The following is a 25,450-nucleotide window of genomic DNA, read 5'->3' on the forward strand; positions in this document are numbered from 1 at the left end:
TTCACTGAATCTGCTCGTCTTCATCAAAATCTCCTCGATCATAAAGCCCGAGAAAATTCTACTTTTGAAGTCCGTTATTCGGAGGGGGGATTACCCAAGAAGGTTTGCGGCTTTCGCCACAAATCGCTCACAAGATAGGTCTGTGGGCATAAGTATCTCCGAGCGCACGAGCTCCATCCCCAGGACGGGGCAGGCAGATCTGCGGGATACGTGGGTGCAAACGAGAATTGCAATCTCGCGAACAGCCGCTACTCCTGCGGCAACCCGCCAACAGTGGCAGCTATCGCGAGCACATGCAATATAAGTGTTTATGGATCGTCCAGGCTTGAAGGTCTCTATACAGGATCGACGATATGGTTCGTGATCGCAAAAAACTCGAACTCGCCTAGTCCGACACACTTGAACGCTCTGTTCAAGCCAGTAAGCCAGTGTGAAAGAAGATCCGCGAGGGCTCTCGACATCTGGATTAAAGGGTCAGCCTAGCTTTTGGCCGAGCGGCCCTTCGGGAAAGTGCGGTGAGAGTGTTGCGGAGATGACGCTTTCAAATAAGTTTCTCAATCGAAGGCATACGAGGCGAAGAGGTGAGTTGAAGGCCGATGAGAACCAAGTCGATGTGCCTCTGGCTGTCAGCACTTGCAATCCCAGTCTTTATCCTTGTTGCCGTGCAGGTCGACAAGCCCTCTTCGCCATCAATAGGCGGTGGAGGCTACGATCTTGGGCCGCTCGTTTATTCCTGGTTGTTGATTATGATCACCGTGCTGTGGTCAGTCTGTACCTTCGTCGCAGCAGTCAACTTCAAAGATCGAGCGTCGTCCAAGCGCGCTTTCATTCTAATGGCTATGGGCATTATCACCTTCACCGTGGTCCTTCTCGTCTATCACGATAATCTCTCGTAGGCCATGCTCGAGATGCGATTCCTGCGAGCCGACGGTAATGCTAAAATGGAGTGTGTAGGTCACTTCTGTCGAATGCGCTTATAAGTTGGAAAGTGCGCGAAGCCTGGCGATGATGATAGAAAAGTCATAAGGCTTTGCAAAGAACTCTGCCGACGCAGGAAGCGTCAGGTCTGCCGGAGTAAGGCGGCCCGACGACACAATGATGCCTGCATCTGGAAAGCGCTCGGCAACGGCATGAGCCAGATCCACTCCAGACAGCGTGCCTGGCATCTGAACGTCGGTGAAGAGAAGATGGACATGGCGATTTTCGATGACTGCGAGGGCATCGTCAGCCGTCTCGGCCTCGATGACGTGGAACCCAGCATCTTCAAGCGCGTCGATCACCGTCAGGCGGATCAAGGGTTCATCTTCAACGACAAGAACGGTTGCCACGCGTCGCCTCCAGTATGTTGCATCGCCAAACACCCGACCGTTGCAGTCTGTTCCTTGTCGGCGAAAGTTTGTCGCCTATTCGCTGATCCTGACAATCTCGCCATCAGCATTATCGCCTCTGCTCCAAGAGCCATTACCGGCAAGGGTCGATGCCGCAATAAAACTGCGGCTAGTCGAAACATCACGTAAACTCTAAGGTTGTGTGCTTATCCCCAGCCAAACGAACCTCCATATTCATGCGAGTCGTCCACCCTTGAGGACGTCCAGAGGGTCAAGTCTGAGGAGCCTGAGCTGAGCGGGCTGCTCGGCACACGGACAAAGGCGGGCGTCTTCAGAACCACTGCCGACTGATGGGCCGTCCGATTATTCAACAGCTGGATTTGGGAAGGCCTGAGTGCTTTTCATAATCCGCCACGGCCGCGATGACTGGGCGGGCCAACGGTCAAAAAAAAGGGCAAGTAGTTGCCAATACTGGACAATTATTCTTAGATATTTTCACTAGAACGGGGTGCGAGAGTTCGTATCCCTTCAAGACCGACGTGGGAACTTGTCACCTTGGGAACTGATAATTGCAGGGGTTTACCTTACTTGACTAGCTATCGGTAAGATGAAACGCCCTACCCATTCGGGCAAATAGGTGGCATTTTCCAAATCAGTGGCTCGTTGAGATCCTGCTTTGCAGCAGGTCGCCCTGCTGTTCAAGAACGGGATAGGCGGTTGCGGCGACAAGATGGGAGTTGATCTGCTTGAGGTCGCGCAGCAGATCGAGATGCAGGGAACTGGTTTCGGTTGCCGTGACATCTCCTTGCCGAAGCCTGTCAAAATGGGCTTTTGTGCCTTCGCGTTCCGCTTTCCTGAACGCAATTTTCTCTTCCACCAGCATGCGGGCCATTCGCCCGTCCTGCGACATGAACAAGGCGGCAGCGATTTGCAGGTTGGTCGCAAGGCGGTCGAAAAGAGCGTTCAATTCGCTTTTGGAGGTCTTTGAGAATGTCATGCCGCGCCGCAGACGTTTGGCGAGGTGTGGAAGTACATTCTGATCGAGCACGTCACCGGCATGTTCGAGCCCGGTGGAAAAGATCAGGATTTCTTCGAGCCTACGCTTGTCGGCATCACTGAGTTCGTCGGGATCGATGGAGGTCAGGTAGATCTTCACGGCGGTGTTGAGCCGATCGAGCACCGTATCCTGCTTGCGCAGAACTGACAGCGCCCGGCGATCGTTGGTCGAGAGTGACGCTTTGGTGCCCGCCAGCATTTCATCCAGAATATCGACGATCCGCAGGACCTCACGGGCTGCTGCCTGTAGCGCAACGATCGGTGTCTCCTTGGCCGAGGGATCGAGATAACGGGGCTGGCCTGGGTCGCTTTCGTCGATGCGTTGCGGCATGAACCGGACAAGAGCATTTGCGAATGGCGTCAGGAAGGGCATGAACAATGCCGCCACCACAAGGTTGAACACTGTATGGAAATTGGCCACCACGCGGCCGTCGTTGCTTCCAGAGGAGGTCATTAGGGTGGTGATCTGCTCGAGGAAGAGGAAAGCCAGCGCAACGCCGATGACGCGAGTGAGAAGGTTGCCGATCGGAAGCCGTCGCGCTGATAGATCGGCCCCTGACTGGCCCTCGACAACGGGATTGATGGCCGTTCCGAGATTGGCGCCCAGCGTCAGCGCACAGGCCTGATAGGGATCAAGAAGGCCCTGGCTTGCCAGAGACATGATCAGCAGCACCACTGCGACGCTGGAATGCGCTGCCCATGTCAACACTGCTGCCAGCAGGAGGCTGAGAAGGGGAGCCTTCGAAATTGCGTGGAGAATGGTCTCGAAGGCGGGTGTATGGGCATATTGCTCCAGCACATCGAGCAATTGATGCAGCGCCAGCAGCATGAAGCCGATACCGATGAACACGCGGCCAAGATCATGAACCTGCGGGTTCTGCACCTGCCGGAACATCAGGACGCCGATCAGGATGAGAGCCGGTGAAACTGCTGCGACATTGAAGGATAGCACCTGCACGATCAGCGTGCTACCGACATTGGCTCCCAGCATGACCGCCAACGCCGGCACCAGATCCACTAGCCCGCCGGCCGTAAAGCCCGTTGCCATAAGGCCCGTCGCCGTGCTGCTTTGCAGAACTGCCGTGACACCCATGCCGGCCAGAAAGGCTTTCAAGCGGTTGCTCAGCGCATGACCCAGAAACGAACGCAGGCTGGGTCCGAAGGCGCGCTGGATGCCAGTCTGCACCATGCGCGTCCCCCACAGAAGGAGCGCGATATGGCCGGCCAATGCGATCAGGGCTATGATGACGGACATGGATATTCCAGTCGAAAGCAATCGAATTTTCATTAGCCGTCTAATAATATTCAGGCTGTTGCGGTAATCAAGTGTCGGCAGGAAATGCTGCGCGATGATGCCGTCACGGGTTCCGCGGCTCCACGCGACGGCCTTCGGCGTCGAACAGGTGAAAACGATCCGGTGAGGCGGTCAGCGACAGTGTCTCACCGATCGCGATGACAGAGCGGCCGGGCACGCGGAACACGATCGCGCTGCCATCTTCCGTTAGGCCATGGACATAACTTTCCGCACCAACCAGCTCGACCGCCATCACCTGTACCTGCGTGCGAAAACCATCGTCCACAGCGGGATCCGCGATCAGGAGGTCCTCCGGGCGGATGCCGACAGTGGCCACATTGGCGGGCCAGTTCACGCCGCTACCCTGTTTGCCGGCCAGCGGCATCAGGTTCATCGATGGCGACCCAATGAAGGTGGCAACGAATGTGGTGGCCGGTTTTTCATAAAGCTCGATCGGTGTGCCGACCTGCTCGATGCGCCCTGCATTGAGCACCACCAGCCGGTCGGCAAGTGTCATCGCCTCCATCTGGTCATGGGTGACGTATATCGAGGTGGTAGCGAGCGAACGCTGAAGCCTGCGGATTTCGACGCGCATCTGCACGCGCAGCTTGGCGTCGAGATTGGAGAGCGGTTCATCGAACAGGAAGGCTGCCGGCTTGCGCACGATCGCACGGCCCATGGCGACACGCTGTCGCTGGCCGCCGGAAAGCTGTCGCGGCTTGCGGTCAAGAAACGGCTCGATTTCCAGCGCGCGGGCTGCCTCGGTAATGCGCCGGTCGATTTCGTCTTTCGGCGTATTGCGGTTCTTCAGGCCGTAAGCGAGGTTCTGGCGCACCGACATATGTGGGTAAAGCGCATAATTCTGGAACACCATGGCAATGTCGCGTTCCGACGGTTCAAGATCATTGACCCGGCGTCCGGCAATCGTCACGTCGCCGCCGGTAATGCTTTCCAGTCCGGCCACCATGCGCAGAAGCGTGGATTTTCCGCAGCCGGACGGGCCGACGAGCACGATCATCTCGCCATCCTTGATGTCGAGCGATACGCCCTTGATGGCCTCGATATTCGCACCATAGGTCTTGCGGACGTCCTTGAGTTCAATCGTAGCCATTACTTTTCGGTCTCCACCAAACCTTTGACGAACCAGCGCTGCATCAGCACCACGACGATGACGGGAGGGATGATTGCCAGGATCGCCGTCACCATCACGTAGTTCCACGGCGTCGAGGCATCTGCGAAATCCACCATGCGGCGCAGGCCGATGATGATCGTGTTCATCTCTGCCCTGTCGGTGACGAGCAGCGGCCAGAGATATTGCGTCCATCCGTAGATGAAGAGGATAACGAACAGCGCCGCGATATTGGTCATTGATAGCGGCAGAAGGATATCCTTCATGAAGCGGAACGGCCCGGCATTGTCGATGCGCGCCGCCTCCAGCATCTCGCCCGGAATGGTGAGGAAAAACTGCCGGAACAGGAAGGTGGCTGTCGCCGAAGCCATCAGCGGCAGGGTGAGACCGGCATAGGTGTTGAGCAGGCCGAGATCGACGATCACTTTGTAGGTCGGCAGGATACGAACCTCCACCGGCAGCATGAGCGTGATGAAGATCATCCAGAAAAAGCCCATGCGAAAAGGAAAGCGGAAGAATACGATGGCGAAGGCCGACAGGAACGAGATGACGATCTTGCCGATGGCAATGGCGATCGCGACGACAAAGCTGTTGAACAGCAGCCGTTCGAGGCTGACGCCGACGACGCGTTCGACGCCGCCGGAAATGGATTCCGTATAATTCTCCACCATATGCCCGCCCGGCAGAAGCGAAAGTGGTGGACGAACGATTGCGCCGGCCGGCGCCGTCGAGGCGATGAAGGTGTAATAGATCGGGAAGGCGACGATTATGATGCCGAGGATCAGCATCAGATGCGCCATCAGGCTTGCTACGGGTCTGTTTTCGATCATCTTTTCACCTCACGCATAATGCACGCGCCGCTCGACGAAGCGGAACTGGAAGGCGGTCAGCGCAATCACGATGACCATCAGGATGACCGACTGTGCGGCCGACGAGCCGAGATTGAGGTTCACAAAACCGTCGTTATAGACCTTGTAGACCAGCGTTTCGGTGGCCTTGGCCGGTCCGCCGCCGGTGACGGAATGGATGATGCCGAAGGTGTCGAAAAAGGCGTAGACGGTGTTGACGACCAGCAGGAAGAAGGTGGTCGGTGCGAGAAGCGGAAAGACGATTGTCCAGAATCGCCGTGCGCCGCGCGCACCATCGATTGCAGCGGCTTCCAGCAGCGATTTCGGGATGGCCTGCAGACCCGCCACGAAGAACAGAAAATTGTAGCTGATCTGTTTCCATGCGGCGGCCACCACGACCAGCGCCATGGCCTGATCACCGTTCAGCAGCGGATCCCAGGCGACGCCGTTGCGGCGCAGAATATAGGCGAACGTGCCCATGGCGGGGTTGAACATGAACAGCCACAACATGCCGGCCACGGCGGGCGCCACCGCGTAGGGGATGATCATCATCGTGCGGTAAAAACCTTTGCCGCGCACGACGAGATCGGCAGCCGTCGCCAAAAGCAAGGCGATGCCCATCGAGAGAAGAGCGGTTGCCACGCTGAACACGACAGTGACGCGCAGCGCATGCAGATAGTTCGGGTCCGACAGGATCGCCGAAAAATTGGCAAACCCGACAAAGGCGCTCTGCAGCCCAAAGGGGTCTTCCCGCATGGCAGACTGGTAAAGCGCCTGGCTTGCCGGCCAGAAGAAGAACACGATGGTCAGCACGATCTGCGGTGCGACCAGAAAATAGGGAAGGATCTTGTTCGGAAAGACGACGCTCTGCACCGGCAACCTCCTCGATATCGGGATAGCCGTCCGCATGGTTTTTACATGCGGACGGCGTATATGGATGTTATTTGCCGATCGCCTGCTGGATCGCCGCATTGCCGCGTTCGACGGCCTTGTCGAGCGCTGCCCTGGCATCCTGTTTGCCGGCCAGCATTGACTCGAATTCCTCGTTCATGATGTCGCGCACCTGCGGCAGGTTGACGAGGCGCACACCCTTGGAGTTTTCGGTCGGTGGCTTGCCCATCATCTGCAGAAGCGGCGTCTCGCGGCCGGGGTTCTTGTCGTAGAAGCCGGATTTCTTGGTGTCTTCATAAGCGGCCATTGTCACCGGCATGTAGCCGGACACCTGATGCAGGCGGGCCTGGATCTTGGTCTGCGACAGGAAGTTGAAGAAGGTGGCGACACCCTTGTATTCCGCATCGCTTTTGCCCGCGAACACCCACAGGCTTGCGCCGCCCGGAATGGTGTTCTGCGGCCGACCTTCGCCCTCATAATAAGGTAGCTGGCCGATCCCGTATTTCATGCCGGATTTGATGATGTCGCCAAGCCCGCCGGAGGATTCCGTCAGGATGCCGCATTCACCGGATGTGAACAGCTGCTTTGCTTCCGAGGTTCTGCCGCCATAGCGGAACGTGCCGTCCTTGGCGAGATCGGCGATCGACTGGAAATGTTTGACGAAGGGTTCGGCATTGAAGGCCAGCTTGACGTCGGTGCCGCCGAGGCCGTTTTCGTGGCTCGCATAGGAGAGATTGTTCCAGGCGGCAAGATTTTCGGTCTGGATCCAGGTCAGCCATGTCGAGGTGAAGCCGCAGTTCGCGGCCCCGCTGGACTTGATCTTTTTGGCGGCTTCAAACACTTCCGGCCATGTCTTCGGCGGCGCATCTGCGTTCAGCCCTGCCTTCGCAAACACATCCTTGTTGTAATAGAGGATCGGCGAGGACGAGTTGTAGGGGAAGGACAACATCGTGCCGTCCGGTTTCGAATAATAGGCGACGATACCCGGCAGGTATTGCGCCTTGTCGAATTTGAAGCCGCCCTTTTCCAGAACGTCGGCGACCGGCACGATAGCGCCTTGCGCGCCCATCATCACGCCGCTGCCGGCATCGAAAACCTGCATGATCGCCGGTGGCTGTTTGGCGCGGAAGGCGGCGATGCCAGCATTCAACGTTTCCGGATAGGTGCCCTTGAAGACCGGAACGATCTTGTAATCGGACTGGCCCTCGTTGAATTCCTTGGCAAGCTGGTCGATCACCTCGTTATTGGCGCCGGTCATGGCGTGCCACCAGGAAATTTCCGTGGCGGCCAATGCGCTGGATGCCATCAGAGCCAAGGCTGCGGTTGTCAGAACTGATGTCAGAACAGTCTTCATGGTCGTATTCCTCCCTTTCCATGAATAGGCCTGCCGCCCTATCCGGCGGTATTGTCTGAGGCCCTCCTCGGCCTCAGCATGTCCTTCGCAGCTACGCGGCGGCGACACCTTCCTTGTCGATACCGGAAATACGCAGCAGGTCTTCGATTGCGCCCGGACCGGCGGCGAGAACAGGTGCCCCCTTGGTCAGATGATCTCCTTCGCTGGGGAAAGGCAGAAACCAGCCTCCCGCTTCACGCACGAGGCAATAACCGCCAAGGCAATCCCAGGCATGCATGTATGGCTCGAAATAACCGACGAGGCGGCCTGCTGCGACATAGGCCAGCATCAGCGCACCGGAGCCCAGCCGGACGAAATTGCCACCGCTCGCCAGTAGATCCTCGACGATCTTCCCAACCGATTCCGGCGTCACATGATGATTGGCGCCGATACCGGTCACGGCATTGCGGATGGTTTTGGTCGTGCCAAGTTCAAGAAGCTTGCCATTCAGAGTGGCGCCTTGGCCCAGCGCGCTCGAATAAAGTTCGTCGTGGCACGGCACATGGATCACGCCGACGACCGGCTCGCCCTTGTGCAGCACGGCAATCGAAACGCACCAGTTCGGCATGCCATGCACGAAAGGGCTGGTGCCGTCGATCGGATCGACCACCCAGGTGTAGCCGCTATTGCCGCCGGTCAGGCCGTATTCCTCTCCGAGAAAACCATCCGCGCCAAAGGCATCACCCGTGCAGTTGCGGATCAGTTCCTCGACTTCGCGATCGGCGATCGAAACGACGTCCTGTGGATCGCCCTTGCTCTCGATCACCAGTGTGTCGCGGCGATTGAAGTAGCCGAGCGCAAGCTTGCCGGCTTCGACGGCGACGCGTTCGGCCAGCTTCCGGCGTTTTCTGATTTCGTCCTCTTGTGCTGCCATGGGCAAATATCCTTCGATCTGTGCAGGCGCATCACTGCGCGATGATGGCGATGCCGCGGTTTTTCAAACCGATCGCCACGCGGGTACCGGGTGCAAGAGGGCGGTCGACCGACGGGTCCACGATGAACAGGGTCCCGCCGCTCGTTTCCGCCTCGTATTCGATATGATCGCCCAGATAGGCCGCATGGCTGATGCGGCCCGGAAAGGCAGCCGTTTCGGCAGGCTCGAGCGTGATGGCGCTGGGACGTACAGCCAGCTGGTGCCTGCCGGGCCGGGCACCTCGGGCCGGCACGACGTGGCGCAATCCTTCGATGCTGATGGTCGCATCGCTGCCGGTGATGTCGATCACTTCACAGGGCACAACATTCGCCTCACCGATAAAATCGGCAATGAAAGGCGAGGCGGGGGCTTCGTAAAGCTCGCGCGGCGAACCCTGTTGGGCGATTTCGCCGTCCTTCATGACGATGATCCGGTCGGACACCGCCAGCGCCTCGTCCTGATCGTGGGTGACGTAGACGGCAGTAAACTGCAGGCGTTGCTGCAGCTCGCGGATTTCGGTGCGCACTCGACGGCGAAGGCGGGCATCGAGATTGGAAAGCGGCTCGTCGAGCAACAACACCTGCGGTTCAAGCACGAGCGCACGCGCCACGGCGACGCGTTGCTGCTGGCCACCGGAGAGTTCCGCCGGAAGCCGCCCGCCCATGCCGGCAAGGCCGACGAGTTCGAGCCCATGTTCGGCCTTCTGCCGCGCTTCCTTGCGCGGCAGACCGGAGGATTCCAGGCCATAAGCGACATTGTCGAGCGAATTCATGTGCGGAAACAGGGCGTAGGACTGGAACACCATCGACACATCGCGCTCGTTGGCGGGCAGCATGGTCACATCCTTGCCACCGATCAGGATACAGCCAGATGTCGGATGTTCCAGACCTGCCAGCATGCGCAGGGTCGTCGTCTTGCCGCAGCCTGAAGGGCCGAGCAGCGTCACCAGCGTGCCGGGTTCGACCGTGAGCGACAGGTCGGCGATGGCGGTGAATGCGCCAAACGTCTTGCGCACATTCTGGAATGTGACCGATCCGGCATTTCGGGTCATGCGGCTTTCTCCTTGGAGATGATGGGGAGGGTCGGCTGGTTCAGTCCGGCAACGCGGTTTTCGCGCCGCAGCCGTCGCTCGCCCACCAGCAATTGGAAGCCGGTGATGACGGTGATCATCACCACGATCAGCATGGAGGAATAGGCGATGGCGACGCCATACTCGCCGTTCTCGACCAGCCCGACGATATAGGACGTCGCCATGTTGTACTGGGCACTGACCAGGAAAACGACGGCGCTGATGGAGGTGATGGCGCGCACGAAAGAGTAGACCAGCGCTGCAGTGATGGCGGGGCGCAGCAGCGGCAGGATCACCTTGCGGGCGGTGCGGAAGGTGGTGGCGCGCAGCGTCATCGAGGCTTCGTCGAGGCTCTTGTCGAGCTGGCTCATCGCCGCGATGCCGCCGCGCACGCCGACCGGCATGTTGCGGAACACGAAACAGGCGATCAGGATCAGCGCCGTACCGGTCATTTCAAGCGGCGGCAGGTTGAAGGCCATGATGTAGCTGATGCCGATGACGGTGCCGGGAATGGCAAAACTCATCATCAGCGCGAATTCGAACAGCTCGCGCCCGGCGAATTTCTGCCGCACGATGACATAGGCCGTGGCAAGGCCGACCGCTGCCGTCAGCGGTGCGGCGATCAGGGCAATTTCCATCGTCGTCCAGAACGAGTTCCAGGCGACGCCTGTCCAGACCAGCGAGCCATCGCGGAACGTGATGGAAAACGCCTTGGCGTAATGGGCGAGCGTCAGACTGTTGTCGAGGCCCCAGGTTTTGACGAAACCGCCGAACAGGATCATGCCGTAGACAACGAGCGTAAAGATCATCCATGGAATGACCACGGCATGCACACCGATCGAAAGCGGTCTTGGCAGGGCGATATGGGCGCCGCTGTCGCCCTTGCCGGTAACGGTGGCAAAGTTCTTGCCCGACAGCCAGAGACGCTGGGCGAGGAAGGCGGACAGCGTGAAGCCGAGCAGGATCATGGCGAGCACGGCGGCGCGGGCCGGATCGTTCTGCGAACCGACGACGGCGAAGAAGATTTCCGTCGACAGAACGCCGTGGCTGCCGCCAAGCACCAGCGGATTGCCGAAATCGGCCATGCTTTCGATGAAGCCGATCAAAAATGCGTTGGCGAGGCCGGGCTTCATCAGCGGTAGCGAGACACGCCAGAAGGTGCTCCATCGATCGGCACGCAATGTCTGGGATGCTTCCTCCATCGAGGGGCTGACGCCTTCAACGACGCCGATCAGAACGAGGAAGGAAATCGGTGTAAACGACAGAACCTGTGCGATCCAGATGCCGGTCAGACCGTAAAGCCAGCGGCTCGGTTCGATGCCGAAAGTCGAAGATAGGCCTTGAGTGACGATGCCGGCACGGCCGAACAGCAAGGTGAGGGCCAGGCCGATCACGAAGGGTGGCGTGATGATCGGCAGGATGGTTAGAAGCCGCAGCCCCTTCTTGAACGGAAACCGTGTGCGGGTTGCGACAAGCGCGAAGGCAAGGCCAAGCGCGGTGGAGCCGGCAGCCGTCATGATCGCGAGGAACAGCGTGCGCCATGCAACACCGCAGCGGGCACCGCCAATGACGCAATCCAGGCTCCAGATCGAAGAGTCGACGAAATTGCGGGAAAAGCCGGCAAAATTCACCGAGCCATCGAAATCCTGAAAGGCACCGATGAACATGGCGCCGATCGGGTAAAACACGAAGACCGCAACGAGAAAGACCAGCATGGAAATGGTCGCGACGACAAAGGCATCGCCGCGCATGACGCCGCGTTCGGCAAGGCCGAAGGCGAATATCAGCACGAAGCAGATGGCTGACAGAACGGCACCCGCTCCCATCGGCGGCTGGCCGTCCGCCAGCGGACCGAAAATCGTTTCGCTGATCGTCCAGGTAAAACCGGTCATGCCGATTGCCAGTCCCTGCAGCGCAAGGAACAGCACGCCGAAACCGCCAGCAATGGACAGCAGTTTTCCGCGCAGCATCGGATCGGCGGTAAAGCGTGCGGCCACCGCCAGACCATAGGCAAGCAGGACGGCAATCAGCCACATGCGGCCATGCAGGGCGATTTGCAGGATGCCGGGTGCCACCGAAGGCTTGCCCGGAAAATCCGCCAGCCAGGTAAAGGCATAAAAGCCTTGTTCTATTCGATACCACGGCATGAGCACCAAGGCTGCAAAGCCGAGAGCCAGCACGATATCCATTCTGCGGTTATGATTGTTCATGGTGCGATGCGACCTCATCACATGACTAGTCGATCATGCCGCGCACCGGTCAGCCGAAGCGCGGCAGACAGCAAGGGATCAGTTGGCGTTGGCGCCGATTTCCTTGTCCCAGCGTTCCAGCACCTTCTTGCGCTCGGTCGGATCGCCATAGGTCTTGAAGTCGTAGTCGATCAGCTTGATGTCCTCGAAGCGCGGTGATTCCTTGGGAACCTCGGCTTGTCTGTTCGACGGCAGCTGGAAGGATTTTGCCTCCTTCATGTGCGACTGCACCTCGGCCGTCAGCGCCCAGTCATACCATTTCTTGGCGCTTTCCAGATTGCGGGCGCCCTTGATGATCGACATCGAGCCGATCTCGTAACCCGTGCCTTCGCAGGGCGCGATCGACTTGATCGGAAAACCTTCGACAGTCTGCGCCACGGCATCATGCATGAAAACGATGCCGAGGCCGGTTTCGCCGCGCGCTGCCGCCTTCACCGGTGCCGAGCCGGATTTGGTATATTGCGAGACATTGGCGTTGAGCTGTTTCAGGTAATCGAACGCCTTGTCCTCGCCCATGATCTGCACCAGCGATGCGAGCGCGGTATAAGCTGTGCCCGAGGAATTCGGGTTGGCCATCTGGATTTCGCCCTTCAGGGCAGGGTCCAGCAGGTCGGCCCAGCACTTGGGCTCTTTGTAGTTCTTCTTTTTGAAGAGATCGGTATTGTAACCCCAGCCCAACGCGCCGGCATAAACGCCGACGGTTTTGTAGCCGGAGCTTTCCGCCTGTTTCTTGGCCCAGTCCTGCAATTCATCGAGATGCGGCGACTTATATTCCTGCGTCAGTCCTTCGGATGCTGCCTGCAGGTGCGGGTCGCCTGTCCCCGCCCACCAGATATCGGTTTTCGGATTGCGTGCCTCGGCACGGACCTTGGCATAGGTCTCACCCGAAGACAGGCGGACCATGTTGACCTTGATGCCGGTGTCCTTCTCGAACATCTGTTGCATCATTTCGCAGATCACCACATCGGCGGAACATATGAGGTTGAGGTCTTCGGCGGCTTTGGTCGCCGACGCATTCAACATCAGGCCGGCCAGAGCGGCCGACGCCATCAAAGCAAGACGCATGATATCCTCCCAGATTTGGATGACGCCTCCACATCATCCCGCTCTTGCAAGCGTGTGCAAAGGTTTCATGCGTTCATGCGGATTGTCAACCTCAAATATGCTAGGGCCAGATGCTGTGCATAAATGCGATGTCACACGCATGTTGCACTCCCTTGCAAAAAGATGCAGGAAAAGCGTGGGAGTATGTCGTGAGCCAGAAGATATTCGTGAGCGCCAAGGAAGTTGCGGAACGGGCAGGCGTGTCGCGCTCGGCCGTATCGCGTACCTTTACGCCCGGTGCCAGCGTTTCCGAAGAGACCCGCCGCCGTGTGATGGAGGCGGCGGAGGCGCTCGGTTATCACGTCAATCATCTCGCCCGCGGGCTGATGCGCAACGAGAGCGGCATCGTCTGTCTTATCGTCTCCGAGATGGATACGCCCTATCGCGCAAGCCTGATCCGGGCGATCTCCCGGCACCTTCAGAATGCCGCGAAGATTGCCATGCTGATCAACACCGATCGTTCGGACAGAAGCGTCGACGAAGCCTTAAAGCTCGCCATCAGCTATCGTGCCGATGCCTCTATCGTCCTGTCAGGGATGCCGGACAAATCGATCACTGATCTGTGCGTAAAAAGCGGTCAGCGACTTGTTCTCATCAATCGCGACGAGGAGCGTGCAGGGGCTTTGATGATAAACCTGCGTGATCAGGAGGCGGCGCGGCGAGCCTTTATCGCGTTCCAGCGAGCCGGATGCCGCAGTTTCGCCTTCGCCAATTCCGATGTCGGCACACCCAGCCTGATGGCGCGCGAAGAGGGGTTTCGTGCGGCGGGACGAGAGTTCGGTATAGACGTGACCGTCGAGCGTTTCGGGCCGACCCGTTACCAGAGCGGTGTCGTGCTGGCGCAACGATTGCTGACGCGAGAGGTGCGGCCGGATGCGATCTTCTGCGCCAACGATCTTCTGGCCTGCGGCGTGATGGACACTGCCCGCCATCAGTTCAAGCTGGCCGTGCCGGATGATCTTTGTGTCGTCGGTTTCGACGATATCGAGCAATCCTCATGGTCATCCTATCAACTCACCACGTTCGCCCAGCCGGTGGATCGTATTGCCGAAGAAGCCGTTTCATGGCTGAGCCAGCCAATGACCGACGATGGTCAGTTTTGCAGAATGACCGCTGATCTTGTCTGGCGCGAATCCGTCAGGGGCGGATGATGCAGGCAAGGGTATGGCGCGCGAACTCTATTGAACATTGATACTGTTTCGGTCAAAGCAGGTCATGAAAACCGTCAGGAAACAGAGCAAACCCAAGGATACAAAGCCCAAGACCTTGCTGAGCCAGCTGGCGGCCATGCCTGACAAGCTGTTCAAGGAAGACTTTCGCCAGCAGTATGGCGCACTGTGTTTTCGCATCGTTGATGACGGCAATATCGAAATTCTTCTGATCACGTCGCGCGACAGCGGCCGCTGGGTCATTCCCAAGGGATGGCCGATGAAAAAGAAACAACCGCATGAAGCGGCCGCACTCGAAGCATGGGAGGAGGCGGGCGCCCGCGGTGTCGTCAGGAAGAAGCCGGTTGGCCGTTACACCTATCTGAAATGGCTGAGCGACCGTGATGTCGCGCCTTGCATGGTGGATATCTATCAGATCGAGGTCAAAGAGATGGCCGAGGATTTCGAGGAGGTCGGCCAGAGGAGGCTCGCCTGGGTCACGCCGGATGAGGCGGCGAGGCGGGTGCGCGAAATCGAGTTGAAATCCATTCTGGTTGATTTCAAGCCACGTGGCCGCGGGAAAAGTGGGCAGGTGTGAGATCCCAAGGGTGCGAACCCGGTTTTATCAGGCCCAGCCCTTCAATGCCCTGCCGGAATAATAACTTGGTGTCGTCGCCCGGTAGAGAGGGATCGTCGCCGCACCCAGATGCGGCACCTCGCTCAGGCCGGATTTGCGGATCTCCGGCGGTTCAACAAAAAAATCCTCGCCGAGGCTTTCAAGCGATCCCAACCTTTTGACGATCTCACCGATCAGCCAGTCCGGCAGCGAACCGCCGAACACGATGGCGGAAGGGTCGAGCGTTCTTGCAACGGTCAGTGCAAGCGCGCGTAGCTGGTCGGTCGCTCTTCCCAGCCATTCGGTCACTTTGGGATGGTCGGCATAACTTTCATCGATTTCGCATAGCCGGTTGATGGTGATGCCGCCGGATGCCAACTGATTGCACAGGTCCTGGCCGGAAGGGCGGTGATGCGACTTTGGAAAAAGGCCGCCGAACTCGCCGGCATTCCTGTTGCTGCCACGATAGAGATGGCGTTGCACGACAACGCCGCCGCCGATGCCGTAGGTCAGCCAGATCATTGCGAAATTGGCGAGGTTTCGCCCGACCCCGTAATACAGCTCCGAGAGAATGACGGCCTTGCCATCATTCTCGTGATGCACCGGATAATCGAAGAAGGGCTGAAAATCCCGATCGACATCGACATCATGCCAACTCGCAAACTGCGGAATCTGGAAAACGTGGCCCGGATTGCGGGAGAAATGCCCCGGAAAGGACAGTCCGCATCCGAGGATGCGCGATGTATCGACCTTCGCCTTCAGGACGACTTCGCGCGCGGCCGGTTCGGCGATGCTCATGATGTGTTGAAAACTGTGGTCCTGCAAATCCTGACGGATCTCGGCGCGGATCTGGCCGTTCAGATCCGCCACGCAAATTCGCAAATCATCCGGGTTGAAATAGATGCCGAGAGTGAAGAGACCGTCGGGATCAAGCTCCAGGGCGGTCGAAGGCTTGCCCCTGCCGCCGGCGGTTCTGGCTTCATCGGCCTCCCGTATCATGCCGGCTTCCAGAAGACTTGAGGTGAGACGCGTGAGCGTCGGTGCCGACACATCCATATCCCGCGCAAGTTCGGTGCGAGACATGCTTCCACGACCGCGCAACATCTCGATCAGGCGGCGTTCGTTATAGCCGAGATTAATCACGCCTGTTCCCCCATTACGCGAGCCGTCCGAGGCTTAGCGTAAATCGATAGTTCAAGCATGTGATTTCTTTGCCGGCTGTCGATCCAGACAGAGTTCTGCACAGCGGAGAGAGGCGAAAAATGGTTACGTACCATATGGTTACATCAATTGTGACAGTTCCATGAAAACCGTCTTGACATATTTACTTACGTAATGAAAATTAAAAATAGGCGCCGACATGTGATCGATAGAACCGGAAAACCGGACACAACATGGGTGAGACGCTCCCGGGAACCAAATATAAAAGTGGAGGCCATTTTGGGCTATTTTCGTAATGTTCTGACTGCTCTTGCGGCTGGTGCCGCCATGTTCGCATCCGTATCTGTCGCCCATGCCGATGGCACTGTCGTCGTTTATTCCGCAGCGCCGCAGCAGATGATGGATGAGTTGCTGCCGGCCTTCGAAAGGAAGACGGGCACCAAGGTCGAGCTGGTCAAGGCGGGTTCGGGCGAGCTGATGAACCGTATCAAGGCGGAAAGCGGCAAGCCTGCAGCGGACGTCATCTGGAGTGTCGATGGCACCGTCATCGATTTTTCTGCCGATCTTTTCCAGCCCTATGAGCCGAAGGAAGCATCGGCGATCACGCCGTCACTTTCGCCGAGCAAGAACTGGATCCCTTTCACGGCAGTCGTCACCGCGTTTATCGTCAACCGTGACGCGTTGAAGGGGGCGCCTGCTCCGACATCGTGGGAAGATCTTGCCAAGCCGGAATACAAGGGCCTGATCTCCTCGGCCCGCGCCGACCAGTCCGGTTCGGCCTATATCCAGCTGTCCACCGTGCTGCAGCTGTTCAAGCCTGAAGACAAGGCCTGGGACATCTACAAGGGCATTCTCGCCAACACCGTTTTCTCGACCTCGTCGGGCGCCGTGCCGCGTTTCGTCAATGACGGCGAACAGGCGATCGGCATCACCCTCGAAGACGCAGCGCTGCGCTACAAGCTCGGCAAGGCGCCGGTCGATATCGTCTATCCGAAGGAAGGCACTGCGATCGCGCCGGACGGCATGGCCGTCGTTAAGGGCGCCCCGAATGCTGAAAACGGCAAGGCATTCATCGATTTCATCGTGTCCAAGGAAGGCCAGGAAGTCGTCGCCAAGCACGGTCGCCGGCCGATCCGTGGTGACGTTCCTGCCAACGCTGCGCTCGTGCCGCTGACGGACGTTCCGGATGCGAAGTATGACTTCAAATGGGCTGCCGACAACCGCGATCGCGTCATGAAGGCCTGGAACGACGTCATGTTGGATATCCAGTAACAGAACCCGCGGCCATGACCCGTGAGATCATGGCCGCATCCTTTCGCAAATTCCTGTTCGTTTGACCGCAGGCGCCAATGTCCTGACGGTCCACGGAGATGCTTTATGTCCGCTGTCGAGATTTCCAGCATCCGCAAGAGTTACGGCGCGACGGTCGCTCTGTCGGATATCAATATTTCCATCCCTTCCGGCTCGTTTTTTACCCTGCTCGGTCCAAGCGGCTGCGGCAAGACCACGCTTTTGCGCACGATTGCCGGTTTTCATCAGCAGGACAGCGGCAGTATCGCGATTGCCGGCCACAAGATCGAAAACGTTCCCGCTCACAAGCGCGATGTCGGCATGGTGTTTCAGGATTATGCGGTTTTCCCGCATATCAGCGTTGCCGACAACATCGCCTTCGGCCTGAAGCAGCGCAAGGTTTCCCGGTCGGAGATCCAGAAGCGGGTTGCCGATATCCTCGATATCGTCCAGCTAAAACCCTACGCGCAGCGCATGCCGCACGAACTCTCCGGCGGTCAGCAGCAGCGCGTTGGCCTTGCCCGCGCGCTTGTCATCAATCCGCAGGTTCTGCTGATGGATGAACCGCTCTCCAACCTGGATGCTAAGCTGCGCGTCGATCTGCGCCGCGAGCTGCGTGCCATCCAGCAGTCGATGAACATCACCACCGTTTATGTCACGCACGATCAGGAAGAGGCGCTCGCCATGTCCGACTTCGTCTGTGTCATGTATGGCGGCGTCATCCAGCAGGCGGCGGCACCGTGGGAGGTCTATAACAGCCCGGCCAACCGTTTTGTCGCTTCCTTCGTCGGTGCCAACAATTTCATGGCGCTGTCCGTCGAAGGTGCACAGCCGGCAATTGCGGGCACATCCGTCGCGTTGCCGCAGCTGGCCGGCCTGCCGACAGGCCAGCCGATCGTTGCCGCAGTTCGCCCGGAATTCATCTCTGTCAACGCGGCCGCACTCAGTGATGACCTCATTCGCCTTCCGGTGAAAATCCGTCAGGTCAGCTTTACCGGTCGCGAAATGGCGGTTGCTGCGGTGCTGGCATCCGGCGAGGAGATCGAGGCGATCACCAAGCCGACGCCGGATATCATCGCGCTTCACCCCAATGACGACGCCACCTTCGCCTTTGCCGCCGGTAGCGTCCAGTTGTTCGAGGACGGTGTCACCGGAGCGAGGTTGTTCTGATGAGTGTCGCCGCAACATCTGCCTTTTCAGGCCGCTTGAGAATGCCCGGTTTCTGGACGGTCATCACCATCCTCGCGGTTCTCCTGCTCGCCGTTTTCCTGCTTTTGCCGATCGTGAACGTGCTTGCGATCAGCTTTTTCGATGCCTCGACCGGTGATTTCGGCATTTCCAATTACGTGCAGGTTCTGACGCGCCGTTTTTATACGTTAGCGCTTTGGAATACGATCGTGATCGGCCTTATGGGCATGCTCGGCGCCTGCCTGATCGGCATTCCGCTGGCCTTTTGCACATCGCGTTATCGCATTCGCGGCCGCGCCGTCATCGCCACCTTTGCCGTTCTCGTACTGTGCGCGCCGCCGTTTATCGGAGCCTATGCCTGGATCATGCTGTTCGGCTCCAACGGTGCCGTCACCAATATCCTGTCGGCCATCGGCCTGCCGGCGCCGACGATCTACGGCATTCCCGGCATCGTCATGGTCTTCAGCCTGAAGTTTTTTCCCTACATCTATCTGATGACGGAAAACGCGCTGAACACGATCAACAAGTCCTACGAGGATGCCGCTGAAAATCTCGGCTGCACCGCGTTCCAGCGCTTCTACAAGGTCACGCTGCCACTGATCTTCCCGGCGGTCAGCACGGGCGCCATCATCTGCTTCGTCCTGTCTATCGCCGATTTCGGAACGCCGGCCATTCTCGGCCGCGGGGTTCGCACGCTGGCGACGATCGCCTATGCGCAGTACACGTCCGAAATGGGCGGCACACCGACCATGGCGGTCACCGTTTCGATGCTGATGATCGCCATTTCGATGATCGCGCTCGTGCTGCAGCGGCACATTCTTTCCAAGCGCAGATATGCCAGCGCCTTGACCAACCGGCCCGTCAAGAAGTCGATGTCACCGCTGAAGTCGATTCTGGTGCATGGCTTCTGCTATCTCGTCGTCTTCATCGCCATGCTGCCCGCCTTTACCGTCGTATACACGTCGTTCCTCGAAACCAGCGGCCCTGTCTTCACCGGCAATTTCGGGCTCGGTAGCTATGAGCGCATTCTTCGGGATAGTCCGCAGGCGATCTACAACAGTTTTCTGTTCGCGCTTGCCGCCGTCGCCCTGATCGCGGTGGTCTCTGGCCTGTTGTCGTTCATCGTGGTCAGAAAGGACAATGTCGTTTCCGGTTCGCTCGATCTGGTGCTGATGGTACCCTATCTCATTCCGGGCGTGGTCATGGCGATCGGTTATGTCGCGACCTTCCGTCATCCGCCATTCGATATCACCGGCACGGCGCTGATCATCATCCTGCTCGTCTTCATCCGGCGCCTGCCTTACGGCGTGCGCTCGACCACATCAATCCTGCGGCAGATCAAGCCCTCGATCGAGGAGGCGGCAGTCAATCTCGGCGCATCACCGGCGAAAACCTTCATGTCGATCACCGTGCCGCTGATGATGCCCGGCCTGATCATCGGTTCGCTGATGAGCTTCATCACCGCCATCAACGAACTGTCCTCGACGCTCATCCTCTACACGTCGCGGACCATTACCATGCCGGTGTTGATCTATGTGCAGGTCATCGACGGTGAGTTCGGCACGGCGGCGGCGCTTTCCACGCTTCTGCTGGCATCGACCGGGCTTTGCGTCTTCATCGTCTTCCGCTTTTCGGATCGCAAGGAAGCTGCCTTCGTCTGAGACTGGCCTTGGCCAATCGACAGTCCCGACCGGCGCCCTCGGGCGCCGGCTGGAGACCTGTCGCCAACAGGAATAGCATTTATGAATATCGAAGCATTTTCGCGCTCCAAATATAAGAACAGCACCAAGCCCGGCGACGACGTCGTTCTCATCGAACCGGACACTCTGCTGGCGGTTTTCGATGGCGCAACCGATCCGACCGGCGCCTTTTATGATGGCGAAAGTTCGGGTCGCATCGCCGCACGCAGTGCAGCCCAGGCGACCGCGAGGCTGGCCGCTTCCGGCAAGCTCATCTCCGCATCGAGCCGAGATATCTTCCAGGTTCTGAGCGACGCTGTCCGCGACGCCGCGATCGAACGTCACATCGCTCATCCGCCATCGACGACGGCTGCCATCGTCGTCAGCACCGGTGATCATTTCCGTCTTCTGGCCCTTGGCGACACCGGCATCCGTATCAATGGCAAGGTCATCTACCAGCACCATAAGCTGATCGACACGGTGAGCACGGCGGCCCGCATTGCCGTTCATGGCATTCTTTCGGGCCGGATGGACAACAGCGACGAAGCCGAGATGGCCACCCGCAAGGTGATTTTCGACGGTCTCGATGCGGCCGTTGAAACCGGTCGTTTGACGGAAGCCGATGCATCGGCTGCCATCGCCGCCGCCGTATCTGCCGCCGCGACATCGCCGAAGATCGCCGCGACCTTCCTGAAGGGCGGCATTCGTACGCAGTTCCATTATGCCAACAGCACGCAATTGCTCGGCTACGCCTCCATCAATGGCAAGGACATCATTGTCGATGGCATAACCGATGTGCTGTTGCCCAAGGCCGAGGTCAAAAGCATCGAGATCTTTTCCGATGGCTATGTCTCGATCCCGACCGATGGAATCCAGGTCGGCGACTGGGAGGCTGAGTTTGAACGGGTCGAGGCAGCCGATTTTCACAAGACGGGCGCTTTTCCGGCCGTGAAGGGTTCGACATCGGCCGAAAGCTGTGACGACAGGACGATCCTGTGCGCCATTCTCCCGCAGGCAACCGGGATATAATCCCGCCCGCATATCCCAATTTCCGCCAGCGTCACGCCGGCACTGAAACGAGCAAGAACAGGAACTGATCATGCGGCCCGAAGACAGCCAGACATGGAACGAGATTTTCGCACAGCCCCGGATCTGGGCCGAATGGGGCCCCATTCTTGCGAACCAGGCGCGAGACATAAGCGACTGGATCCGCGAGAAGCAGATCACGGAAATCATCTTCGCAGGTGCAGGCACCTCGGCCTTTATCGGTGATACGCTGAGCTTTGCGAAGACCTCCGGCCTGCTCATCAAGGCGATCCCGACAACGGACATCGTTGCGTGCCCCTTCGAATGCCTGCGGGATGATCCGCAGCTTCTCGTGGTGCAGTTCGGCCGTTCCGGCGACAGTTCCGAAAGCATCGGCACGCTCGATCTTCTGGATCGGCAGTTTCCGAAAGTGCAGCGGCTGAACATCACCTGCAATCCGACCGGCGCCCTTGCCACGCGACAGCCCGCAGGCGCCGGCGAGCAGAAGGTGATCGCATTGCCCGAAGCCACCCATGACAGCGGCTTTGCAATGACGTCGAGCTTCACGACCATGCTTTTGTCCGCACTGGCCTGCATCGATGAGCAGGCGGATGTGGCGGGAAATCTTGGCACGATCGCGGACAAGGCATCCGTCCTGTTGCCCGCGCTGCAGGCCATGACGCCGGCAAGGCCGGAGCGGGTCGTCTTTCTGGGATCGGGTGCCCTGAAGGGCGTTGCTCGCGAATCTGCCCTGAAGGTTCTGGAACTGACGGCCGGCCGAACCATGACCTCGTGGGACAGCACGCTCGGTTTTCGCCATGGTCCCAAGGCGGTCATCACCGGTCGCGACCTGATCGTGGTGATGATCCATCCCGATGCGCATACGGCGCTTTACGACTGGGATGTGGCCCGCGAAATCAAGGCGCAATATCCGGACGCCACGGTGCTGACGCTCGGCGGCGAAGGCTGTGACGTCGATCTGAGAACGCTCGGCGAGGCGCGCTGGGAGGCACCGCTCTATATTCTTGCCGCTCAGATTTGGGCTGTGGCGTGGTCGGGCGAGCTTGCGCTCAATATCGACAATCCGTTCGCGGGGCAGGGCAATCTTTCGCGCGTCGTATCCGGCGTGACGCTTTATCCGGTGCGGGCATGATCTGCGGCGGCATCGATATCGGCGGCACGAAAATCGAGGCGAGACTGTTTTCCGACGATCTCGCCACCGTCGAGATGCGACGTATCGCGACGCCGAAGGACAGTCTCTCTGACTTCATCGATGCCCTTGCAGAACAGGTGCGGTGGCTCGAGCAGCTTTCCGGCGAAGCGCAATCCTTGCCCATCGGTATGGCTATTCCGGGCCTGATCGATGCTCAAACCGGCCGCGCCTTCACTTCCAACCTGCCGGCCAGCGGCCATGACATCGGCTTGCTGTTGTCGAACGGGATCGCCCGCCGGCTGCCACTGATGAACGATTGCCAGGCCTTTGCACTTTCGGAAGCAAACGGTGGCGCGGGAGAAGGTTGCAGAAGCGTCGTCGGCCTGATCATGGGAACGGGCGTCGGCGCGGGGCTGACGATTGACGGCCGGCTGACGGAACGGTTCAACGGTTCGGCGCTGGAGGTCGGTCATATCGGCATTCCCGCCCATGTGCTGGTGCCGCGCGACCTGCCAATATGGCCCTGCGGCTGCGGCAAACACGGATGTTTCGAGCAGTATGTTTCCGGCAACGGCCTTGCCGCGCTCGGCTCCCATCGCCTTGGCCGCCCCCTGAAAGCAGAGGAAATCGTCGCGTCGGCGATGTCCGGTCAGGCAGACCATATGGCGTTGCTGTCGGAATGGGCTCACATCGCCGCGGAACTACTGCTGATCATCCAGCTTGGCCATGATCCCGATTGCATCGTTCTCGGTGGTGGACTGTCCGGCATCCCGGATGTCGTGCCGATGCTCGAAAAGCCGTTTCAATCGCTGCTGCTCGGAGAAATGCGGATGCCTTTTATCCGCACGGCCATTCATGGCGACAGTTCCGGTGCGCGCGGTGCCGCCATCATGGCGACCCGCCAGCTATCCTGACCCGTTTGGAGACTTTTCCGATGCGACAACTGATTGCCACCGATTACCTCTGGACCGATGGCGCGCTGCAAACTGGACTTGCCGCCGAACTGTCCGGTGGCGAATTGACAAGAATTCGGCCGCTTGAGAGCGGGGAGGTCCCTGACCGCCACGTCCATCTGCTCGGCCCTGCGCTGACCGATCTTCAGGTCAATGGCAGCGGCGGCGTCATGCTCAATTCCGCGCCGACGGCACAGACCATCGCTGATATCGTCGAGACCCAACGATCGCTCGGCACCGGCTGGGTCATGCCGACGCTGATCACCTGCGAGAGCGAGCGCATGCGCAAGACAGCCGCTGCGGCGCGGGACGCCTGGGGGCTGGATGGTTTTCTGGGGCTGCATATCGAAGGCCCGCATCTGAACGTGCTGCGCAAGGGGACGCATAATCCCGCCTTCATCCGCTCGATGGAGAATGCGACGCTAGAAATCCTTCACGACCTGCGCTCAGCCGGCATTCCGGTCATGCTGACGCTTGCGCCCGAGATGGTGGATGCGGAAACGATCCGCCGCATTGCGGATATGGGCGTAATCGTATCGGCGGGGCATACCGCCGCAACCGCACACGAGGCACGGATGGGGCTGGAAGCCGGCGTCAGCTGTTTCACGCATCTTTTCAACGCGATGCCGCCGATGGAATCGCGTGCGCCCGGTATCGTCGGCGTTGCGATCAATTCCGATGCCTATGCCGGCATCATCGTCGATGGTCACCATGTGCACTGGTCAATGGTCGCTCTGGCCTGCCGTGCGCGTCCCGTTGATGGACGTATGTTCATGGTTTCCGATGCGATGGCGACGATCGGGGGGCCCGATCATTTCGAACTCTACGGGGAAACCATCAGCGTACGTGACGGTGCATTGATCAACAGTGCCGGCTCTCTTGCCGGTGCGCATGTGGATCTTGCCACCTGCCTCTCGAACGCTGTCCATCACGTCGGGCTGTCACTGCAGGAAGCGTACAGCATGGCCGCCATGGTCCCTCGGGATGCAATGCGTATCGAGCGTCCGATACTTCGCTCAGGAACACCGGCTCACGAAATCCTCGCACTCGACGGCAATCTTCGTCGCATCTCACTTTGAACAAACACTTCGCCACCGGGCATCACGCTCCGACCTGTCTAAGGCTTGCACAAAATGGCTCTATCCTCGCAGACGACGGCACTGGCTCAGATTCCTCGCGTACATATCTTTCCGACGGCAGGTGAGGCGGCAGACGCGGTCGCGGAACATCTACTTGCAACGGTCAAGCGCAATCCGAAAAGCGTTCTTGGTCTGGCAACTGGCCAGACGCCGAGGCATGTCTATGCGAAGCTGGTCCATGCTTTTCGCGAAGGCAAGATCTCGTTTTGCGATGTCGAGACATTCAATCTCGACGAATATTGTGGCCTGACGGCCTCTCACCCGGATTCCTTTGCCGCGTTCATGCAGCGTGAACTGTTTGGTCTGGCTGATTTCGATCCGCGTAAGACCAACCTCATCAATGGCGATGTACAAGATGTCGTTGCAGAGGCCAGACGGTATGCAACGAGGTTGAAGGAAAGCGGCGCTGTCGATGTTCAATTGCTCGGACTCGGTACGAACGGACATATCGGTTTCAACGAGCCCGGTTCGGCCTCAGATAGCCATGTGAGAGTGGTGGATTTAGCCGATGAAACGCTTTCGGCTAATCAACCAAGCTTGATCGAACTTACGTCGGTGCCGGAGCGGGCGATTACCATCGGTATCGCCGACATTCTGCACGCGCGTGAAATCGTCATGCTGGCGACCGGTTCAGCAAAGGCAGGCGCCGTGCGTCGTAGTTTGCGGGAGGCTCCCTCCACTGATTGCCCGGCAAGTTTTCTCGGTACCCACCAAGCAGTCCATTGGTATCTCGACAACGCCGCCGCTGCCGAAATCGGCTGAACACAGCATGTTCAGGTGACAACGAAAGACAATTGCCATGCCTCGTATAAGATTCAGCAGT

The 25,450-nt window shown here is 58.9% G+C and carries 22 protein-coding genes; 11 read left to right on the forward strand and 11 right to left on the reverse strand.

From position 1 onward, the window contains the following. Positions 1–596: 596 nt before the first annotated feature. The gene (locus tag EDF70_RS28285; protein WP_132281203.1) at positions 597–896 is read left to right on the forward strand and encodes a hypothetical protein; all 300 of its coding nucleotides are present in this window, start codon (positions 597–599) and stop codon (positions 894–896) included. Between the two features lie 78 nt (positions 897–974). On the opposite strand, the gene EDF70_RS28290 is transcribed toward EDF70_RS28285, so the two are convergent. The 10 genes from EDF70_RS28290 to EDF70_RS28335 all read right to left on the reverse strand — a co-directional run bounded on the left by EDF70_RS28290 (position 975) and on the right by EDF70_RS28335 (position 13,235). Then, positions 975–1,328 carry a response regulator gene (locus tag EDF70_RS28290; protein ID WP_132281206.1) on the reverse strand — a complete coding sequence of 118 codons (354 nt, stop codon included), beginning with the start codon at positions 1,326–1,328 and terminating at the stop codon, positions 975–977. Positions 1,329–1,980: 652 nt separating this feature from the next. Next, positions 1,981–3,639, reverse strand: a complete 1,659-nt coding sequence (locus EDF70_RS28295; RefSeq protein WP_132281209.1) for a Na/Pi cotransporter family protein — start codon at positions 3,637–3,639, stop codon at positions 1,981–1,983. A 103-nt stretch (positions 3,640–3,742) separates the two neighbouring features. Continuing rightward, positions 3,743–4,789 carry a sn-glycerol-3-phosphate import ATP-binding protein UgpC gene (locus EDF70_RS28300; protein WP_132281212.1) on the reverse strand — a complete coding sequence of 349 codons (1,047 nt, stop codon included), beginning with the start codon at positions 4,787–4,789 and terminating at the stop codon, positions 3,743–3,745. Next, on the reverse strand, positions 4,789–5,637 hold the full coding sequence (gene ugpE, locus EDF70_RS28305) for a sn-glycerol-3-phosphate ABC transporter permease UgpE (RefSeq protein ID WP_112456489.1): 849 nt from the start codon (positions 5,635–5,637) through the stop codon (positions 4,789–4,791). Before ugpE ends, EDF70_RS28300 begins: the two co-directional genes overlap by 1 nt. Before the next feature lie 9 nt (positions 5,638–5,646). Next, the gene (gene ugpA, locus EDF70_RS28310; protein ID WP_132281215.1) at positions 5,647–6,528 is read right to left on the reverse strand and encodes a sn-glycerol-3-phosphate ABC transporter permease UgpA; all 882 of its coding nucleotides are present in this window, start codon (positions 6,526–6,528) and stop codon (positions 5,647–5,649) included. Between the two features lie 67 nt (positions 6,529–6,595). Next, complete coding sequence (ugpB, locus tag EDF70_RS28315) at positions 6,596–7,900, reverse strand: sn-glycerol-3-phosphate ABC transporter substrate-binding protein UgpB (RefSeq protein WP_132281218.1); 1,305 nt, start codon at positions 7,898–7,900, stop codon at positions 6,596–6,598. A 91-nt stretch (positions 7,901–7,991) separates the two neighbouring features. Continuing rightward, positions 7,992–8,813 carry an inositol monophosphatase family protein gene (locus tag EDF70_RS28320; protein WP_132281221.1) on the reverse strand — a complete coding sequence of 274 codons (822 nt, stop codon included), beginning with the start codon at positions 8,811–8,813 and terminating at the stop codon, positions 7,992–7,994. Positions 8,814–8,844: 31 nt separating this feature from the next. Next, positions 8,845–9,903, reverse strand: coding sequence for an ABC transporter ATP-binding protein (locus EDF70_RS28325; protein WP_132281224.1), 1,059 nt, complete (start codon positions 9,901–9,903; stop codon positions 8,845–8,847). Then, a complete protein-coding gene (locus EDF70_RS28330) occupies positions 9,900–12,131 on the reverse strand; it encodes an iron ABC transporter permease (RefSeq protein ID WP_132281227.1) in 2,232 nt (743 codons plus the stop codon). The genes EDF70_RS28325 and EDF70_RS28330 overlap by 4 nt, the downstream gene beginning before the upstream one ends. A 78-nt stretch (positions 12,132–12,209) precedes the next feature. Further along, on the reverse strand, positions 12,210–13,235 hold the full coding sequence (locus tag EDF70_RS28335; protein ID WP_132281230.1) for an ABC transporter substrate-binding protein: 1,026 nt from the start codon (positions 13,233–13,235) through the stop codon (positions 12,210–12,212). A gap of 188 nt (positions 13,236–13,423) precedes the next feature. On the opposite strand from EDF70_RS28335, the gene EDF70_RS28340 reads away from it, so the two are divergent. Both EDF70_RS28340 and EDF70_RS28345 read left to right on the forward strand, forming a co-directional pair. Continuing rightward, positions 13,424–14,425, forward strand: a complete 1,002-nt coding sequence (locus EDF70_RS28340) for a substrate-binding domain-containing protein (protein WP_132281233.1) — start codon at positions 13,424–13,426, stop codon at positions 14,423–14,425. A gap of 64 nt (positions 14,426–14,489) precedes the next feature. After that, positions 14,490–15,020 carry an NUDIX hydrolase gene (locus EDF70_RS28345; RefSeq protein WP_132281236.1) on the forward strand — a complete coding sequence of 177 codons (531 nt, stop codon included), beginning with the start codon at positions 14,490–14,492 and terminating at the stop codon, positions 15,018–15,020. A gap of 27 nt (positions 15,021–15,047) precedes the next feature. Here EDF70_RS28345 and EDF70_RS28350 read toward each other — a convergent pair whose 3' ends face one another. Beyond that, entirely contained in the window at positions 15,048–16,181 is a 1,134-nt protein-coding gene (locus EDF70_RS28350; protein ID WP_165932175.1) for an ROK family transcriptional regulator, read from the reverse strand. A 297-nt stretch (positions 16,182–16,478) separates the two neighbouring features. Here EDF70_RS28350 and EDF70_RS28355 point away from each other — a divergent pair, with 297 nt between their 5' ends. From EDF70_RS28355 to EDF70_RS28390, 8 genes are all read left to right on the forward strand, one after another. Then, entirely contained in the window at positions 16,479–17,471 is a 993-nt protein-coding gene (locus EDF70_RS28355) for an ABC transporter substrate-binding protein (RefSeq protein WP_245519412.1), read from the forward strand. Positions 17,472–17,576: 105 nt separating this feature from the next. Beyond that, on the forward strand, positions 17,577–18,659 hold the full coding sequence (locus EDF70_RS28360; protein WP_132281239.1) for an ABC transporter ATP-binding protein: 1,083 nt from the start codon (positions 17,577–17,579) through the stop codon (positions 18,657–18,659). After that, positions 18,656–20,338 carry an iron ABC transporter permease gene (locus tag EDF70_RS28365; protein ID WP_132281242.1) on the forward strand — a complete coding sequence of 561 codons (1,683 nt, stop codon included), beginning with the start codon at positions 18,656–18,658 and terminating at the stop codon, positions 20,336–20,338. Before EDF70_RS28360 ends, EDF70_RS28365 begins: the two co-directional genes overlap by 4 nt. Before the next feature lie 81 nt (positions 20,339–20,419). After that, complete coding sequence (locus EDF70_RS28370) at positions 20,420–21,385, forward strand: protein phosphatase 2C domain-containing protein (protein ID WP_132281245.1); 966 nt, start codon at positions 20,420–20,422, stop codon at positions 21,383–21,385. Positions 21,386–21,455: 70 nt separating this feature from the next. After that, on the forward strand, positions 21,456–22,535 hold the full coding sequence (locus EDF70_RS28375; protein WP_245519414.1) for an SIS domain-containing protein: 1,080 nt from the start codon (positions 21,456–21,458) through the stop codon (positions 22,533–22,535). Then, positions 22,532–23,449: an ROK family protein gene (locus EDF70_RS28380; RefSeq protein ID WP_132281251.1), complete on the forward strand. Its 918-nt coding sequence runs from the start codon at positions 22,532–22,534 to the stop codon at positions 23,447–23,449. Before EDF70_RS28375 ends, EDF70_RS28380 begins: the two co-directional genes overlap by 4 nt. A gap of 20 nt (positions 23,450–23,469) precedes the next feature. Beyond that, a complete protein-coding gene (locus EDF70_RS28385; RefSeq protein ID WP_132281254.1) occupies positions 23,470–24,567 on the forward strand; it encodes an N-acetylglucosamine-6-phosphate deacetylase in 1,098 nt (365 codons plus the stop codon). A gap of 54 nt (positions 24,568–24,621) precedes the next feature. Then, on the forward strand, positions 24,622–25,389 hold the full coding sequence (locus tag EDF70_RS28390) for a glucosamine-6-phosphate deaminase (protein ID WP_132281257.1): 768 nt from the start codon (positions 24,622–24,624) through the stop codon (positions 25,387–25,389). Positions 25,390–25,450 lie beyond the last annotated feature (61 nt).

Origin of the sequence: Neorhizobium sp. JUb45 (assembly GCF_004343585.1) — a bacterium.
Taxonomy (GTDB): domain Bacteria; phylum Pseudomonadota; class Alphaproteobacteria; order Rhizobiales; family Rhizobiaceae; genus Neorhizobium.